The 15,749-nt window shown below is 70.9% G+C and carries 14 protein-coding genes; 8 read left to right on the forward strand and 6 right to left on the reverse strand.

Annotated features, from left to right (window positions below):
* The first annotated feature begins 147 nt into the window (after positions 1 to 147).
* From OG357_RS25970 to OG357_RS25985, 4 genes are all read left to right on the forward strand, one after another.
* A complete protein-coding gene (locus OG357_RS25970; RefSeq protein WP_329623446.1) occupies positions 148 to 1,032 on the forward strand; it encodes a pyridoxamine 5'-phosphate oxidase family protein in 885 nt (294 codons plus the stop codon).
* 53 nt (positions 1,033 to 1,085) lie between these two features.
* Positions 1,086 to 1,628, forward strand: coding sequence for an HPP family protein (locus OG357_RS25975; protein ID WP_443066735.1), 543 nt, complete (start codon positions 1,086 to 1,088; stop codon positions 1,626 to 1,628).
* A gap of 9 nt (positions 1,629 to 1,637) precedes the next feature.
* Positions 1,638 to 2,105: an NUDIX hydrolase gene (locus OG357_RS25980; RefSeq protein WP_329623447.1), complete on the forward strand. Its 468-nt coding sequence runs from the start codon at positions 1,638 to 1,640 to the stop codon at positions 2,103 to 2,105.
* Between the two features lie 136 nt (positions 2,106 to 2,241).
* The gene (locus OG357_RS25985) at positions 2,242 to 3,405 is read left to right on the forward strand and encodes a serine hydrolase domain-containing protein (RefSeq protein ID WP_329623448.1); all 1,164 of its coding nucleotides are present in this window, start codon (positions 2,242 to 2,244) and stop codon (positions 3,403 to 3,405) included.
* A 12-nt stretch (positions 3,406 to 3,417) separates the two neighbouring features.
* On the opposite strand, the gene OG357_RS25990 is transcribed toward OG357_RS25985, so the two are convergent.
* Complete coding sequence (locus OG357_RS25990) at positions 3,418 to 4,425, reverse strand: hypothetical protein (protein ID WP_329623449.1); 1,008 nt, start codon at positions 4,423 to 4,425, stop codon at positions 3,418 to 3,420.
* Between the two features lie 236 nt (positions 4,426 to 4,661).
* Complete coding sequence (gene pepN / locus OG357_RS25995) at positions 4,662 to 7,211, reverse strand: aminopeptidase N (protein ID WP_329623450.1); 2,550 nt, start codon at positions 7,209 to 7,211, stop codon at positions 4,662 to 4,664.
* 194 nt (positions 7,212 to 7,405) lie between these two features.
* On the opposite strand from pepN, the gene OG357_RS26000 reads away from it, so the two are divergent.
* Entirely contained in the window at positions 7,406 to 8,038 is a 633-nt protein-coding gene (locus tag OG357_RS26000) for a mycothiol-dependent nitroreductase Rv2466c family protein (RefSeq protein WP_329623451.1), read from the forward strand.
* A 129-nt stretch (positions 8,039 to 8,167) separates the two neighbouring features.
* On the opposite strand, the gene OG357_RS26005 is transcribed toward OG357_RS26000, so the two are convergent.
* The 3 genes from OG357_RS26005 to OG357_RS26015 form a co-directional block, all read right to left on the reverse strand.
* Positions 8,168 to 8,812: a superoxide dismutase gene (locus OG357_RS26005; protein WP_329623452.1), complete on the reverse strand. Its 645-nt coding sequence runs from the start codon at positions 8,810 to 8,812 to the stop codon at positions 8,168 to 8,170.
* A gap of 171 nt (positions 8,813 to 8,983) precedes the next feature.
* On the reverse strand, positions 8,984 to 10,402 hold the full coding sequence (locus OG357_RS26010) for an amino acid permease (RefSeq protein ID WP_329623453.1): 1,419 nt from the start codon (positions 10,400 to 10,402) through the stop codon (positions 8,984 to 8,986).
* A gap of 116 nt (positions 10,403 to 10,518) precedes the next feature.
* Positions 10,519 to 11,892: an amino acid permease gene (locus tag OG357_RS26015; protein WP_329623454.1), complete on the reverse strand. Its 1,374-nt coding sequence runs from the start codon at positions 11,890 to 11,892 to the stop codon at positions 10,519 to 10,521.
* A gap of 253 nt (positions 11,893 to 12,145) precedes the next feature.
* Here OG357_RS26015 and OG357_RS26020 point away from each other — a divergent pair, with 253 nt between their 5' ends.
* Positions 12,146 to 12,739, forward strand: a complete 594-nt coding sequence (locus OG357_RS26020; RefSeq protein ID WP_024755533.1) for a biotin transporter BioY — start codon at positions 12,146 to 12,148, stop codon at positions 12,737 to 12,739.
* 68 nt (positions 12,740 to 12,807) lie between these two features.
* Here OG357_RS26020 and OG357_RS26025 read toward each other — a convergent pair whose 3' ends face one another.
* Positions 12,808 to 14,247 (reverse strand): amino acid permease, encoded by a 1,440-nt coding sequence (locus OG357_RS26025; RefSeq protein WP_329623455.1) that lies wholly within the window; start codon positions 14,245 to 14,247, stop codon positions 12,808 to 12,810.
* A gap of 196 nt (positions 14,248 to 14,443) precedes the next feature.
* Between OG357_RS26025 and OG357_RS26030 the strand changes: the two genes are divergently transcribed.
* A complete protein-coding gene (locus OG357_RS26030; RefSeq protein ID WP_329623456.1) occupies positions 14,444 to 14,938 on the forward strand; it encodes a ribose-5-phosphate isomerase in 495 nt (164 codons plus the stop codon).
* Positions 14,938 to 15,747: an Fpg/Nei family DNA glycosylase gene (locus tag OG357_RS26035; RefSeq protein ID WP_329623457.1), complete on the forward strand. Its 810-nt coding sequence runs from the start codon at positions 14,938 to 14,940 to the stop codon at positions 15,745 to 15,747. The genes OG357_RS26030 and OG357_RS26035 overlap by 1 nt, the downstream gene beginning before the upstream one ends.
* The last annotated feature ends 2 nt before the right edge of the window (positions 15,748 to 15,749 follow it).

The following is a 15,749-nucleotide window of genomic DNA, read 5'->3' on the forward strand; positions in this document are numbered from 1 at the left end:
GCCCTGTGTTCCTAACCTCTAACCTAAAGGTAAACGGTTAGCCCTAGGGGGCGGCCACTGCGACGGAAGGACGGTCATGTCCGCGATCGGCACACTCGCCACCCATCACCCGGTCGCACTCACCTCCGCACTCCAGTGAGGCCCGTCATGGACCCGTACAACTCCGGCTCGCTCGCCCTGCAGGAACGCCTCGGTGTCCGCGACCTCGCCGCACACGTGGGCCGCTCCGTCACCCCCGGCATCCGCCCCGTCGCCGCCGCCTTCCTGGAGTTCCAGCCGATGCTGGTGATCGGCGCCGCCGACCCCACGGGCCGGGTCTGGTCGACCCTGCTCACCGGCGCCCCCGGCTTCACCCGCGCCACCGGCCCGCACGCCGTCTCCGTCGCCGGCGGCGTCCCCGCCCACGACCCGCTCGCCGCCGCCGTCACCGCCGCGGGCACCCCCGTCGGCACGATCGCCCTCGACCCCCGCACTCGCCGCCGCATGCGCCTCAACGGCATCGCACGGCCCAGCGCACGCGGGTTCGCGATCGAGGCCGAGCAGGTCTTCTCCAACTGCCCGAAGTACCTCCAGAAGAGAGAGCTGTACGGCTCCGAGACCGCCGCCCGTCCCGAGTCCGGTGTCGTGCGGCACGGCGAGGCGCTCACCCCCGACCAGGTGCGCCGCGTCCGTGCCGCCGACACCTTCTTCGTCGCCACCACCGCGCCCGACGGCGTCGACGCGAGCCACCGCGGCGGCAACCCGGGTTTCGTCCGGGTCGACACGCCCCGGGAGATCAGCTGGCGGGACTACCCCGGCAACGCCATGTTCCTGACCCTGGGCAACCTGGAGGAGGACGGCCGCGCCGGTCTGCTCTTCCTCGACTGGGAGGGGGGGGCGACCCTCCAGCTCAGCGGCCTCGCGCACACCGAGTACGGCCCCGAGGGGCGCGTCGTCCGCTTCCGGATCGACCACACGGTGGAGACCCCGGCCGGCAGCCCCCTGCGCTGGTCCGCTCCGGAGTACTCCCCGGCCAACCCGCCGACCCCCTGACCCTGACCCGCCACCCTGCTGACCCGCCGCTCCCTGAGGACCGAGGACCGCCCGTGCCCACCACCCAGGCCATCGCTCAGGCCACCACCCCGGCCCCCGTGACGAACACCGCTCCCGCCCGCCCCGGACCCCCCGCCCGCCCCCGCCCCCGCGTCCTTCTCGTCGGCACCGCGACCGCCGTCACCGCTCTCCTCCTCCTGGTCGCCATCGGCACCGTCCTCCACCAGCCCCTGCTCATCCCGCCGCTCGCGGCGAGCATGGCGCTGGTCGCGGGCGCCCCCGACCTGCCCCTCTCCCAGCCGCGCTCCGTCGTCGGCGGTCAACTCCTCTCCGCGCTCACCGGTTTCGCGGTCCTCGCCGTGGCCGGCCCCGGCCTCTGGGGCGCCGCCGTCGCGGGCGGCCTCGCGCTCGGCGTGATGATGTGCGCCCGCACCCCGCACTCGCCCGCCGCGGCCACCGCCGTGATCGTCGCCCTCCAGGCCCCGCCCTTCTGGTCGTTTCTCGGCCTTCTCGCCGCCGCCTCGCTGATCCTGGTCGCCGTCGGCCTCGCCGGCGCCCGTGCCGCGGGGCGGACGTACCCCGCGTACTGGATCTAACCTCGGTGCATGAAGCAGGAGTTGAGGGTGGCGGCCTACGCCGTGTGCGTCCGTGACGGCGAGGTACTCCTCGCCCGCTGGGTGTCGAGCGACGGCAACAAGCAGTGGACCCTGCCGGGCGGCGGGATGGACCACGGCGAGGAGCCCGTCGACACCGTCGTCCGCGAGGTCGAGGAGGAGACCGGGTACCTCACCGAACCCACCGCCCTCCTCGGCATCGACTCCATCCGCCGGAGCTGGCTCCGCCGCCTCGCCGGTCCCGGCGACTTCCAGGGGCTGCGGATCATCTACGAAGCGCAGGTCACCGGGGGTGCCCTGCGCAACGAGACCGGCGGCTCGACGGACCTCGCCGCCTGGCACCCGCTCGACGCCGTCCCCGGCCTGCCCCGCGTCTCCCTCGTCGACATCGGCCTCGACCTGTGGCGGGAGCGACCCCCCGTGGGCCGCTCCCGCCTCGCCGATCCGTCGAACAACTGAACCCCTCCCGCACAGGATCGAACAAGGCCGAATATCGCTCAACCATCCCCCTCCTGCTCAACTGTCCCGGCACCCCCGAAGTCCTCCCCGCCGACCGCAGCACAGCGTTCGCAGGACCAGGAACAGGGGAGCCCGCATGTCAGCCGCACGCACCGCCCGCACCGTCGTCGCCGCCACCCTGGTGGCCGGCCTCGCCGCCACCGCCCTCGCCACGCCCGCCCTGGCGGCGCCCGCACCGGCTCCCGCGCCCGCGAAGCAGGACCACGCGGCCACCCAGCAGGCGCTCCAGGCGGCGGTCGACGCCGGCGTGCCCGGTGCCGTCGCCCAGGCCCGCGACGGGCGGAACGCCTGGACCGGCACGGCCGGTGAGCGCAAGGGCAACGACCGCTACCGCGTCGGTTCCATCACCAAGACCTTCGTCGCCACCGTCCTCCTCCAGCTCCAGGCCGAGGGCCGCATCGACCTCGACGATTCGGTCGACAAGTGGCTGCCCGGAGTCGTCCAGGGCAACGGCCACGACGGCCGGAAGATCACCGTCCGCCAGCTGCTCAACCACACCAGCGGCGTCTACAGCGTCACCGAAGACGCCGACTTCCAGCAGAAGGTCTTCGGCCCCGGCTTCCTGGAGCACCGCTACGACCGGTGGACCCCGAAGCAGCTCGTCGGCATCGCCATGACCCACGCCCCGGACTTCGCCCCCGGCACCGCCTGGAACTACTCCAACACCAACTACGTCCTCGCCGGCATGGTGATCGAGAAGGTCACGGGCCGCCCGTACGGCAAGGCGGTCGAGAACCGCATCATCAAGCCGCTCAAGCTCCGCGCCACCAGCGTCCCCGGCACCGACGTGAGGATGCCGAAGCCGAGCTCACCCGCCTGGTCCACGCTCTCCCTCGAAGCCGGCCCGAACACGCCGGTCCACGACGTCAGCAAGCTGAGCCCCACCCTCGCCTACGCGGCCGGCGAGATGATCTCCGACTCCAACGACCTGCAGACCTTCTACCGCGCCCTGCTCAAGGGCAAGCTGCTCCCGAAGGCCGAGCTGCGGGAGATGACCACCACCATCCCGATCCACCCCGACTTCCCCGGAGCGGGGTACGGACTCGGGCTCATGAAGCAGAAGCTGAGCTGCGGCAAGGAGGTCTGGGGCCACGGTGGTGGCATCCACGGCTCCACCTCCGACGCGCAGGTCACCCGCGACGGCAACCACTCGCTGGCCCTGAACTTCAACGCCGACTGGACGGGCAGCTCCGAGTCGGTCCTGGAGGCCGAGTTCTGCGGCGCCGCGCCGAAGGGCTGACCCCTCACCGGGTCAGCGCGGCAGGACGACGACGTACGCGGAGGGCTGCCGGTCCGGCGCGGCCATCAGGGCCGTACGGACCACGGTGGCCTGCTGGTCGAGGGCCTCGCGCAGCTTGCGCGGGGTCAGGTGGACGACCGTGATGCCGAGCCGCTCCAGGTGCTCGCGCTTGCGGGTGTACTCGGACCACAGTGCGTCGTCGTCCTGCCGGGGCGCCCGGGTGTCCAGCTCGACGGCGACCGCCTGGTCCGGCCAGTAGGCGTCCACCCCGCCGAGGTGCGGGCCGCCCGGCAGTCGCAGGTCCACGTTCCACAGCGGGTCCGGCAGCCCGAACTCCCGCACCATCTCGTACAGCCGCTCCTCGGAGAGCGAGCGCCCCTCGGCGAGGAGCGTGTCCACCGCGTCCACCACGTGCGGCCGGGCGAGCAGCCGGGCCCGGCTCAACTCCCGCACGATCGCGGTCGGTTCGCAGTGCCCGCCGCGGACCGCCTCGGTGAGCAGCCGGCGTACGGTCTCGGCGTCCGAGAGGCCCGCGACCGCGTCGGCGACGGCGCGGGCGGCCGGGGCGACGGGGACGCCGGTGAGCTCCACGGGCTCGGGGTGCTCGGCGGCGCGCACCACCCGCACCCAGCCGGTGGAGCGCAGTCGCCGGGTGCGCGGGACGAGCACGTCGATCCGGTCCAGGGCGGTGAGCGGGGGAGCGGAGGAGAAGCGGTGCAGGGTCAGCGCGGCGAGCCCGGTGATCATCGCCTCGGGTCCCTGCGGGGGCACCGCCCCGGCCCGACGGGCGTACAGGAGCGCGGCGTTGAGCCGGTCCTCGCTGGTCGGGGGGCCGGCCTGGAGGAGGAAGACCCCCGGGAGGAGCTGCTGCCAGCCGCCGCCGGGCCGGCAGCGCGCGGCGACCTCGCCGGCGGGGACGCCCTGCGTCCTCAACTGGGCGGCGGACGCGAGTCGTTGGGTGCGTCCGGTGCGGGAGGCGAGGGGGAGGGGGCGGGGGGTGATGGGGGTGTTGTGGTTCATGCCGGGGGTCTTCCGCTCCCGAAGGCTCCCCTAACCTCTGTTACACGCTCGTCGACATTTAGGGACAACCTCGCCCTAAAGTACGCGCGTTCGAGTGCCGATGGGGGGCACGCGTCGACAGCCCCAGCGCCGCCCCCCCCGTACGCCGATGGGGGCCGCGCGCCGAAGCGCGCGACTCCCCCCGTACGCCGGTGGGGGCCGCCCGCCGAAGCGCGCGGCCCCCACCGTCCTCCGTGCTATCCGGCCAGGCGGTCGCAGGCCTGAGCGCGCAGCGCGCGCGCCAGGTCGTCCCGCGCCTCCAGGACGAGGCGGCGCAGCGCCGGGGCCGCCGACTCGTGCGCCGTCAGCCAGGCGTCCGCCGCGGCCAGCGTCTCGTCACTGTCCTGGAGCCCCGGGAAGAGGCCCTTGACCACGTCGATGCCGATCTGGATCGACCGCGCGGCCCACAGCCCCTCGATCGCCGCGAAGTACTTCTCCGCGTACGGGGCGATCAGCTCTCGCTGCGTCGGCTGGACGAAGCCCGCGATCGTCGCCTCCACCAGCGCGTTCGACAGGGTGTCCGACTCGACGACCTGCGCCCAGGCCTGAGCCTTGACCGCGGCCGAGGGCCGCGAGGCGAGCAGCCGGACCTGGTGGCGCTTGCCCGTCGCCGTGTCGTCCCGGGACAGCTCCTCGCCGATCCGGCCCTCGTCCGCCCGGCCGTGCGCGGCCAGCGGGGAGAGCAGCGCCCAGCGCAGCTCCTGGTCGACGTCGAGCCCGTCGATCTTCGCCGTACCGTCGAGCAGCCCCTCCAGGAGCTGGAAGTCGGCGTCCGAGCCGGCCGTGGCCGCGAAGAACCGCGCCCAGGTCAGCTGGTGCTCGCTGCCCGGCTCGGCCAGCCGCAGCTCGCGCAGCCCGCCCTCGGCGAGCAGCCGCCCGCCCTCCTCACGCCAGTCGGGAGCCGCGTAGAGGGAGACCGCGGACTTCGTCCAGGCGTGCACCATCTGGACCACGCCGATGTCGGTCTCGCGGCCCGCGAAGGCGAGCGCGACGGAGACGAAGTCCCGGGCCGGCATCAGCCCGTCACGGGTCAGGTTCCACAGCGCCGACCAGCACAGGGCGCGGGCCAGCGGGTCGCTGATGTCGCCGAGGTGCGCGCGCAGGGTGGCGAGCGAGCCCTCGTCGAAGCGGATCTTGCAGTACGTCAGGTCGTCGTCGTTGACGAGGACCAGGTCGGGCTTCTCCTCGCCCGCCAGCTCCGCGACGACGGTCCGGGCGCCGGTGATGTCGGTCTCGGCGCGCGCGAAGCGCACGAGGTCTCCGTCGGCCGACAGCCGGTAGAGGCCGACCGCCGCCCGGTGCGGACGCAGCTCCCCGCCCTCCTGGACGACGGCGAGCTCGGTGATCCGGCCCTCCGCGTCGTAGGTGACGGCCGGCGTCAGCGTGTTCACGCCGGAGGTCTGGAGCCAGGACTTCGCCCAGGTCGTCATGTCCCGGCCGGAGGTCTCCTCCAGGATCGTGAGGAGGTCGGCGAGGCGCGTGTTCCCGTACGCGTGGCGCTTGAAGTAGCGGCGCGCGCCCTCCAGGAACGCGTCCCGGCCGGCGTACGCGACGAGCTGCTTCAGGACGGACGCGCCCTTGGCGTACGTGATGCCGTCGAAGTTGAGCTTGGCGTCCTCCAGGTCACGGATGTCGGCCGTGATCGGGTGCGTGGACGGCAGCTGGTCGGCGCGGTACGCCCAGGCCTTGCGGTTGTTGGCGAAGGTGACCCAGCTGTTGGTGAAGCGGGTCGCCTCGGCGTTCACGAAGGAGCCCATGAAGTCCGCGAAGGACTCCTTCAGCCACAGGTCGTCCCACCACACCATGGTGACGAGGTCGCCGAACCACATGTGCGCCATCTCGTGGAGGATGACGTTGGCCCGGCTCTCGTACGCGGCCTGCGTGACCTTGCCCCGGTAGATGTACTCCTCGCGGAAGGTCACCATGCCCGGGTTCTCCATCGCGCCGAGGTTGTACTCGGGGACGAAGGCCTGGTCGTACTTCCCGAAGGGGTACGGGTAGTCGAAGTTGTCGTGGAAGAAGTCGAAGCCCTGCTTGGTGATCAGGAAGACGTCGTCCGCGTCGAAGTGCTTCGCGAGGCTCTTGCGGCACATCGCGCCGAGCGGGATCTCCAGCTCGCCGCGCGTGTAGCTGTCGGTCACGTAGTGGTACGGGCCCGCCACGACGCACGTGATGTACGTGGAGATCGGCGCCGTCTCGGCGAACCGCCACACGCCCTCGGCGTCCTGCTCCCCGGCGCCGTTCGACCAGACCGTCCACCCCTCGGGCGCGGTCACCGCGAAGCGGTACGGGGCCTTGAGGTCGGGCTGCTCGAAGTTGGCGTACACCCGGCGGGCGTCGGCCGGCTCGTACTGCGTGTAGAGGTAGACCTCGCCGTCCTCCGGGTCCACGAAGCGGTGCATGCCCTCGCCGGTCCGGCTGTAGGCGCACTGCGCGTCCACCACGAGCACGTTCTCGTCGGCGAGGCCGTCGACGGTGATCCGCGAGCCGTCGAAGACGGCGGCCGGGTCCAGGGAACGGCCGTTGAGGGTGACGGCGTTCACGGACGGGGCGATCAGGTCCACGAACGTGCTCGCGCCCTCGCCGGTGCGGCGGAAGCGGATCGTCGTCTCCGAGCGGAAGGTGCGCACCGCCTCGGTCGAGTCGCCGACCGCCGAGCGCAGGTCGAGGACGACCTCGTACCCGTCGACGGACAGCAGCGCGGCCCGCTCGTGGGCCTCGTCGCGGGACAGATTCTCACCGGGCACGGTCACTCCTTCGTGGCACGTTCGAAACAGCACCGATCCTCCCATGTGCCACTGTCACGCGGCACACGGGAATGCCTTCGAGCGCCCGTGGCGTTTGCTCCTTTCGGCGCACCACGCATCAGCACCACGCATCAGCACCACGCATCAGTACCGCGATCAGCTTCACCTTCATCACGGCCGTACCGAGGAGTGACATGTCCGAGAGCAGGACCACCGCAGACTTCTACTTCGACCCGATGTGCCCGTGGGCCTGGATGACCTCCCGCTGGATGCTGGAGGTGGAGCAGGTGCGCCCGGTCGACGTGCGCTGGAAGGTCATGAGCCTGGCCGTGCTCAACGAGAACCGGCTCGACGAGCTCCCGGCCGAGTACCGCGAGCTGCTGACCCAGGCCTGGGGCCCGGTCCGCGTCGTCGTCGCCGCCCAGCAGCTGCACGGCGACGAGGTCGTCGGCAAGCTCTACACGGCGCTCGGCACCCGCTTCCACAACAACGGCGAGGGCGCGACCCGTGAGGCGATCGTCGGCGCGCTGACGGACGTCGGCCTGCCGGAGGACCTGGTCGAGTACGCCGACAAGGACACCTACGACGCCGAGCTGCGCGCCTCCCACACGGAGGGCATAGAGAAGGTCGGCCAGGACGTCGGCACCCCGGTCATCGCGGTGCCGGGCCCGACGGGCGACGAGGTCGCCTTCTTCGGTCCGGTCGTCACCCCGACCCCGCGCGGCGAGGCGGCGGCCCGGCTGTGGGACGGCACGCTGCTCGTGGCGTCGACGCCGGGCTTCTACGAGATCAAGCGCACCCGGACGGCGGCGCCCAGCTTCGAGTAGTCCGCACCGCAGGCACAGAAGAACCCCCGTGATTCACGTCATCACGGGGGTTCTTCCTCTTCACGTCCGCAGGTGAAGGTTGAGAAGACGATCACGAGCAGGACGGCGGGGGGCCCTTCCGGGCTCTGGTCAGAAGGAGATCAGCGGGACCGAGGCCTTGGCGGCCTGGTAGCGCTTGCTCACGTCCTGCCAGTTGACGACCTGCCACATGGCCTCGATGAAGTCCACCTTCTGGTTCTTGTACTGCAGGTAGAAGGCGTGCTCCCAGGCGTCGAAGACGAGGACCGGGACCGAGCCCTGGCCGACGTTGCCCTGGTGGTCGTAGACCTGCTCGACGATGAGCCGGCCGCTGATCGGCTCGTACGCGAGGACACCCCAGCCGGAGCCCTGGGTGGTCGCGGAGGCCTTCGTCAGCTGGGCCTTGAACTTGGCGAAGGACCCGAAGGACTCGGTGATCGCGTCCGCGAGGTCACCGACGCCGTCGGCGGCCAGCGGCTCGCCGCCGCCCCCGTCCTTCGGGCTGTTCATGTTGTTCCAGTAGATGGAGTGGAGGATGTGGCCGGAGAGGTGGAACGCGAGGTTCTTCTCCAGGCCGGTGATCGAGCCCCACTGGTCCTTGTCGCGGGCCTCCTCCAGCTGCTCCAGGGTGTCGTTCGCGCCCTTGACGTACGCGGCGTGGTGCTTGTCGTGGTGCAGCTCGATGATCTGCGGATTGATCACCGGCTCCAGCGCCGCGTAGTCGTACGGCAGCTCCGGAAGTGTGTAGATCGCCATGTGCCCGGCCCCTTCAATGGCTCCTGCTTATTGCAACCTATGCGCAAGTGCAGGCTAACAGTAGGTGCGGGAGATGTTGATCAGTCCTTCGCCCTAGGTCCTGGGGTCCACTCATGGCGAAACCCCCGAACCGGAAGGCGGTTCGGGGGTTTCGGGACGAGACGGTACGGATCAGGAAGTGCGGCTCGCCGCCGCCTTCTGGCGTACGAAGCCGACGGCGGCGAGCAGCAGCGTCAGCCCGCCCGTCCAGTACAGCTGCACGCGCGTGCCCTCCTCGCGGGCCATCAGGACGAAGATCGCCGCCATGCCGGCCAGCGCCACCCAGGTCAGCACCGGGAAGGCCCACATCCGCACGACGAGCTTCTCCGGCGCCTCGCGCTCGGTGCGGCGGCGCAGCACCAGCTGGGAGGCGGCGATGAAGAACCAGACGACCAGGATGATCGCGCCGATGGTGTTGAGCAGCCAGATGAAGATGTCGTCCGGCCGCCAGTAGCTCAGCAGCACACAGCCGAAGCCGAAGACGGAGGAGACGAGGACGGCCGGGCGCGGGACGCCGCTGGAGAGCTTGCCGAGCGCCTTCGGGCCCTGACCGCGCGCCACGAGCGAACCGGCCATGCGGGAGGCGCCGTAGATGTTGGCGTTCATCGCGGAGAGCAGGGCGACCAGCACGACCACGTTCATGATCTGGCCGGCCGCCGGGATGCCCAGGTGGTCGAGGGTGGCGACGTACGGGCCCTTCTCCACGACCGCCTTGTCGTCCCACGGGACGAGGGTGACGATGACCGCCATCGAGCCGATGTAGAAGAGCGCGATCCGCCACATCGCCGTACGGACGGCCTTGGCGACGCCCTGCACCGGGTGCTCGGACTCGGCGGCCGCGATGGTGACCGTCTCCAGGCCTCCGTACGCGAAGACGGAGGCGAGCAGGCCGACGATCAGGCCCTCGGAGCCGTTGGGGAAGAAGCCGCCGTCACCGGTGAGGTTCGTGGTGCCGGGCGCGGGGGCGTCCGTGCCGGGCAGGAGGCCGGTGATGGCGAGCACGCCGATGCCGAGGAAGAGGACGATCGCGCCGACCTTCAGCGCGGCGAACCAGAACTCGAACTCGCCGAAGTTCTTCACCGCCGCCAGGTTGGTGGCGCAGAAGACCACCATGAAGAGCGCGACCCAGGCCCACTCGGGGCTGCCCGGGAACCAGCCGGTCATGATCTTCGCCGCGCCGATGCCCTCCAGGCCGACGGCGACACAGAGCAGGAACCAGAAGGCCCAGCCCGAGGTGAAGCCCGCCCAGGAGCCGAAGGCGCGCTCGGCGTGGACGGAGAAGGAGCCGGAGGCCGGGTTCGCCGCCGACATCTCGCCGAGCATGCGCATCACGAGCATGACGAGGACGCCGGAGAGGGCGTAGGCGATCACGATCGACGGGCCGGCGGCGGCGATGCCGGCGCCGGAGCCGACGAAGAGTCCGGCGCCGATGACGCCGCCGAGGGCGATCATCGAGAGGTGGCGCTGCTTGAGGCCGTGCGTGAGGCCCTCGGCGGGTGCGGTCGCGCCGTCCTTGCGGTCGGCCGGCGCGGGCGCGGTGGTCCGAGACATGGGCGAGCCCTGTTCACTAGCTGAGACGGGGAGGGAGCCCACAGTCTGGGTGGGCACACCGCTCAGAGGGAACCGATGTCCGCTATACGGTCACGACCTTCACACAAAGTGAAGGTTCATGCCCGGTTCGTACGCAGCTCCCGTACCCACGCGATCAGCAGCACCAAGCCGGTCGCCGCCGCCGACCACAGCACCTGCGGACGCGCCGCGTCGTCGGTGAGCATCAGGACGAGCACCGCCGCCATCGCGGCCAGCGCCACCCACGTCAGCCACGGGAAGCCCCACATCCGCAGCGTCAGCGTCTCCGGTGCCTCGTGCTCGATCCGGCGCCGCAGCTTCAGCTGCGAGACCGCGATCAGGGCCCAGACGAAGAGCAGCACCGCGCCGACCGCGTTGAGCATGTAGAGGAAGACGGAGTCCGGCCACTTCAGATTGAGGAGTACGGAGACGAAGCCGAAGGCCACCGAGGCGAGCACCGCCCGGCGCGGCACCCCGCCGGGCGAGACCCGGAGCAGCCCCTTCGGCGCCTCCCCGCGCTCCGCGAGCGAGAACACCATCCGGGACGACCCGTACAGGTTGGCGTTGAGCGCCGAGAGCAGCGCCACGAACACCACCACGTTCATGATCTGGCCCGCCGCCGGCACCCCGATCGCGTCCAGGACCGCCACGTACGGCGACTGGCCCGGCTCCATCGACGTCCACGGCAGCAGGGTCACGATGACCAGCATCGACCCCACGTAGAAGAGGAGGATCCGCCACACCGCGCTGCGCACCGCCCGCGCCACGTTCCGCGCCGGGTCGGCCGACTCGGCCGCCGCGATCGTGACGACCTCCAGGCCGCCGAAGGCGAAGATCACGGCCAGGACACCGGAGACGACGCCCGCCCAGCCGTTCGGCAGGAAACCGCCCTGACCGGTCAGATTGGCCATCCCCACGGGATCCGTGTCGGGCAGCCAGCCGACGATCGCGAGCGTGCCGAGGATCAGGAAGAGCACGATCGCGCCGACCTTCAGCGCGGCGAACCAGAACTCGAACTCACCGAAGTTCTTCACCGCCGCCAGGTTGGCGAGGGTGAAGACGACCATGAAGATCAGCACCCAGCCCCACTGCGGGACCCCCGGCGCCCAGCCGTTGGCGATCCGCGCCGCGCCCGTCGCCTCCACCGCGAGGACGACGACCAGCAGGAACCAGTACAGCCAGCCCACCGAGAAACCCGCCCAGCGCCCGAGGGCCCGCTCGGCGTGGACCGAGAACGCCCCGGAGGCGGGCATCGCCGCCGACATCTCGCCCAGCATCCGCATGACGAGCATCGCGAGCGCGCCCGCGATCAGATACGAGACCACGATGCCGGGACCGGCGACCGCGATGCCCGCGCCCGAACCGACGAAGAGCCCGGCACCGATCACCCCGCCGAGCCCCAGCATCGTCAGATGACGCTGCTTCAGACCGTGGGAGAGGGGCTCCGGTTCGGGGGCGAGGGAGTCGTGCATGTGGGGGCTCGTGCTCTCTGACGGTTTATGGAGACTCCACAGTCTCTCCAGTGAAGGCGCCTTGGTGCAAAAGGGACCTCCCTGTACGAGTTCCCAGTGACAAGCGTCACGTGGCGCGAGGCGCGATCGGCGGGGTTTGTTCGATCTCCACGAAGGGCTCGACCGCTGCTTTGTGGGCGGCTGACGGTGATCGGACGCTCACTCCTGGCATAGCGTCAACGTGTCCCACCCACCCTCACCCCGCGGAGTACCGATGAGCACCGCCGCCGCCCCCGTCCGTTCCCTCCGTGCGGGCACCGTCCTCGCCGACCTGCTCCCCGCGAGCCGCGCCCGCGACATCGCCCTGGTCGTCGGCGGCGCCGCCCTGACCGGCCTCGCCGCGCAGATCTCCGTCCCGGTCCCCGGCTCCCCGGTCCCGGTCTCCGGCCAGACCTTCGCCGCCCTGCTCGTCGGCACCGCGCTCGGCGCCCGCCGCGGCTTCCTCGCCCTCGCCGCGTACGCCGTGGCGGGCATGGCGGGCGTGCCGTGGTTCGCGCAGGCCACCTCGGGCTACGGCATGCCGTCCTTCGGCTACATCCTCGGCATGATGCTCGCCGCGACCGTCGTCGGCGCCCTCGCCCGCCGCGGCGCCGACCGCTCGGTGCTCCGCACGGCCGGCGCGATGGCCCTGGGCTCCGCGATCATCTACGCGGTCGGCGTGCCCTACCTGGCGCTCGCCACCGGCATGACCTTCGGCCAGGCCGTCGCCGCGGGCCTCACCCCGTTCCTCATCGGCGACGCCCTCAAGGCCGCACTCGCCATGGGCGCCCTGCCGGCCGCCTGGAAGCTCGTCGGCCGCAAGGGCTGAGCGTGTAGCGGTACGCGAGAGGGCCCGTCGTTCCGGGGGAACGACGGGCCCTCTCGTCTGCGTACGGACTACGGGCGCTCGGCCGGCGCCTTCGCCCGCCACTGCCGGACCAGCGCGATCGCGATCACGAGGGCGGCCACAAGCAGCGAGAGCACGACCTGCTCACGGGCGCTGCCGCCGTCGTACAGCATGTAGCCGAGGACGAAGACGATCATGCCGATCGTCGCCCAGGTCAGGTACGGGAAGAGCCACATCTTCACGACCAGCTTCTCCGGCGTCTCGCGCAGGATGATGCCGCGCATCTTCAGCTGGGTCACGCAGATGACCAGCCAGACGAAGAGCGCGACCGCGCCGGAGGAGTTCAGCAGGAAGGCGAAGACGGTGTCCGGCCACTTGTAGTTGAAGAAGACCGCGACGAAGCCGAAGACGACCGAGCCGAGGATCGCCGCCGTGGGCACGCCCCGCTTGTTGACCTTGGCGAAGGCCTTCGGCGCGTCGCCGCGCTGACCGAGCGAGAACGCCATGCGGGAAGCGGTGTAGAGACCCGAGTTCAGGCAGGACAGGACGGCCGTCAGGACGATCACGTTCATGATCTGGCCGGCGTTCGCGATGCCGATGGAGTCGAGGGCGGCGACGTACGAGCCCTTCTCGACGATCGACTTGTCGTTCCACGGCAGCAGGGCCAGGACGACGAAGATCGAGCCCAGGTAGAAGACGCCGATCCGCCAGATCACGCTGTTGGTGGCCTTGGTGACGGCCTTCTGCGGGTCCTCGGACTCACCGGCGGCGAGGGTGACGATCTCGCTGCCCATGAAGGAGAAGACGACCATCAGCACACCGGTGAGGACCGCGCCCGCGCCCATCGGGAAGAAGCCCCCGGTGTCGGTGAGGTGCGCGAACCCGGTGCCCGGGTTGTCCGAGCCGGGCAGCACGCCGAAGACCGCGAGCATGCCGATGAGGACGAAGGCGCTGATGGCCACGACCTTGATGCCGGCGAACCAGAACTCGAACTCGCCGTACGAGGCGACCGAGCCGAGGTTCGTGATGGTGAGCACCACCATCACGATGAGGGCCCAGCCCCACTGCGGTACGGCCGGGATCCAGCCCTCCAGGATCTTGGCGCCCGCGGTCGCCTCGACGGCGAGGACGACGACCCAGAAGAACCAGTACAGCCAGCCGATGCTGAAGCCGGCCCAGCGGCCGAGGGCCCGGTCGGCGTAGGCGGAGAAGGAGCCGGAGGACGGCCGGGCGGCGGCCATCTCGCCGAGCATCCGCATCACGAAGACGACCATGGCGCCGACGAGGAAGTAGGACAGCAGGATCGCGGGGCCGGCCGCGGCGATGCCGGAACCGGAGCCGACGAAGAGGCCTGCGCCGATCACGCCACCGATGGCGATCATGGAGAGATGGCGGTTCTTGAGCCCGGCCTTGAGACCGTCGGAGGACTGCGGAACGTCGGTCGTACCGGCCGTTCCGCCTTCCTTCTCCAGGGTCGGCTGCGTGTTCATGAACGCTTCCTAACGTGTGGGGGACGCTCGGGTCGCGAGCCCGTGCATTCAACCCTGTGGAAGGGGGTGATCGGAAGACTTCATTCCGGATAGTTGTGAGGGCCACTCCGCGAGAGGCGAAGGTCCATACCAGGTCGGGTGAACGCCCCGACCCCGCTGACCGCTACCCGGCCCGTGACATGCCACACTCGGCACCATGCGCGTCTACATCGGTTCCGACCACGCCGGATACGAACTCAAGAACCACCTCGTCGAGTGGCTCACGGCACACGGCCACGAGGTCGTCGACTGCGGTCCGCACATCTACGACGCCCTCGACGACTACCCGCCGTTCTGCCTGCGCGCCGCCGAGCGGACCGCCGCGGACGCGGACAGCCTGGGCGTCGTCATCGGCGGCTCCGGCAACGGCGAGCAGATCGCCGCGAACAAGGTGAAGGGGGTGCGCGCCGCCCTCGCCTGGAGCGAGCAGACCGCCGCCCTCGGCCGCGAGCACAACAACGCCAACGTGATCTCCGTCGGTGGCCGGATGCACACCCGGGAAGAGGCGACGAAGTTCGTCGAGATCTTCCTGAGCACGCCGTACTCAGGTGACGAGCGTCACACGCGCCGGATCGACATGCTCACCGCGTACGAGAACACCGGCGAGCTCCCCCCGATCCCGGCCCACCACCCGCAGGAGCCCACCGTCTGATGCCCGAAGGGCACACCATCCACCGGCTGGCCGCCGACCACCGCGAGCGGTTCGGCGGCCGGCCCGTGCGCGTCTCCAGCCCCCAGGGCAAGTTCGCCGACTCGGCGGCCCTGCTCGACGGGAGCGTCCTGGAGGCCACCGAGGCCCACGGCAAGCACCTCTTCCTCGCCTTCGAGGACAGGGAATGGGTCCACATCCACCTCGGGCTCTTCGGCAAGGTGAACTTCGGCGCCGCGCCCGTCCCGCCGCCCACGGACACGGTCCGGATGCGGATCGCCGACACGGACGGGTACGTCGACCTCCGCGGCCCGACGACCTGCGCGTACATCACGAACGCCGAGAAGCAGGCGATACACGACCGCCTCGGCCCCGACCCGCTCCGGCCCGGTGACGATCCCGACAAGGCCTGGCGTCGGATCTCGAAGTCCCGCACGACGATCGCGGCCCTGCTCATGGACCAGAAGGTCATCGCGGGCGTCGGCAACGTCTACCGCGCCGAGGTCCTCTTCCGGCACGGCATCGACCCCTACCGCGCGGGCAAGGACCTGACCGCGCGCGAGTGGGACGCGATCTGGACCGACCTCGCCGCACTGATGCGCGAAGGCGTCCGCCTCAACCGCATCGACACCGTCCGCCCCGAGCACACGCCCGAGGCGATGGGCCGCCCGCCGCGCGTCGACGACCACGGCGGCGAGGTGTACGTCTACCGCCGCACGCACCAGCCCTGCCACATCTGCGGCGACGAGATCCGCACCGCCGACCTCGCCGCCCGCAACCTCTTCTGGTGCCCGGGCTGCCAGACCCGCTAGCG

The sequence above is a fragment of the Streptomyces sp. NBC_01255 genome (assembly GCF_036226445.1).
In the GTDB taxonomy this organism is placed as follows: Bacteria; Actinomycetota; Actinomycetes; order Streptomycetales; family Streptomycetaceae; genus Streptomyces.

Bases quoted from the DNA above. Each gene is read 5' to 3' on its own strand.
- OG357_RS26025 (WP_329623455.1), bottom strand. From the start codon at position 14,247: ATGAACACGCAGCCGACCCTGGAGAAGGAAGGCGGAACGGCCGGTACG.
- OG357_RS25985 (WP_329623448.1), top strand. From the start codon at position 2,242: ATGTCAGCCGCACGCACCGCCCGCACCGTCGTCGCCGCCACCCTGGTG.
- OG357_RS25970 (WP_329623446.1), top strand. From the start codon at position 148: ATGGACCCGTACAACTCCGGCTCGCTCGCCCTGCAGGAACGCCTCGGT.
- OG357_RS26005 (WP_329623452.1), bottom strand. From the start codon at position 8,812: ATGGCGATCTACACACTTCCGGAGCTGCCGTACGACTACGCGGCGCTG.
- OG357_RS25990 (WP_329623449.1), bottom strand. From the start codon at position 4,425: ATGAACCACAACACCCCCATCACCCCCCGCCCCCTCCCCCTCGCCTCC.
- OG357_RS25980 (WP_329623447.1), top strand. From the start codon at position 1,638: ATGAAGCAGGAGTTGAGGGTGGCGGCCTACGCCGTGTGCGTCCGTGAC.
- OG357_RS26000 (WP_329623451.1), top strand. From the start codon at position 7,406: ATGTCCGAGAGCAGGACCACCGCAGACTTCTACTTCGACCCGATGTGC.
- OG357_RS26015 (WP_329623454.1), bottom strand. From the start codon at position 11,892: ATGCACGACTCCCTCGCCCCCGAACCGGAGCCCCTCTCCCACGGTCTG.
- OG357_RS26020 (WP_024755533.1), top strand. From the start codon at position 12,146: ATGAGCACCGCCGCCGCCCCCGTCCGTTCCCTCCGTGCGGGCACCGTC.
- OG357_RS26035 (WP_329623457.1), top strand. From the start codon at position 14,938: ATGCCCGAAGGGCACACCATCCACCGGCTGGCCGCCGACCACCGCGAG.
- OG357_RS26030 (WP_329623456.1), top strand. From the start codon at position 14,444: ATGCGCGTCTACATCGGTTCCGACCACGCCGGATACGAACTCAAGAAC.
- OG357_RS26010 (WP_329623453.1), bottom strand. From the start codon at position 10,402: ATGTCTCGGACCACCGCGCCCGCGCCGGCCGACCGCAAGGACGGCGCG.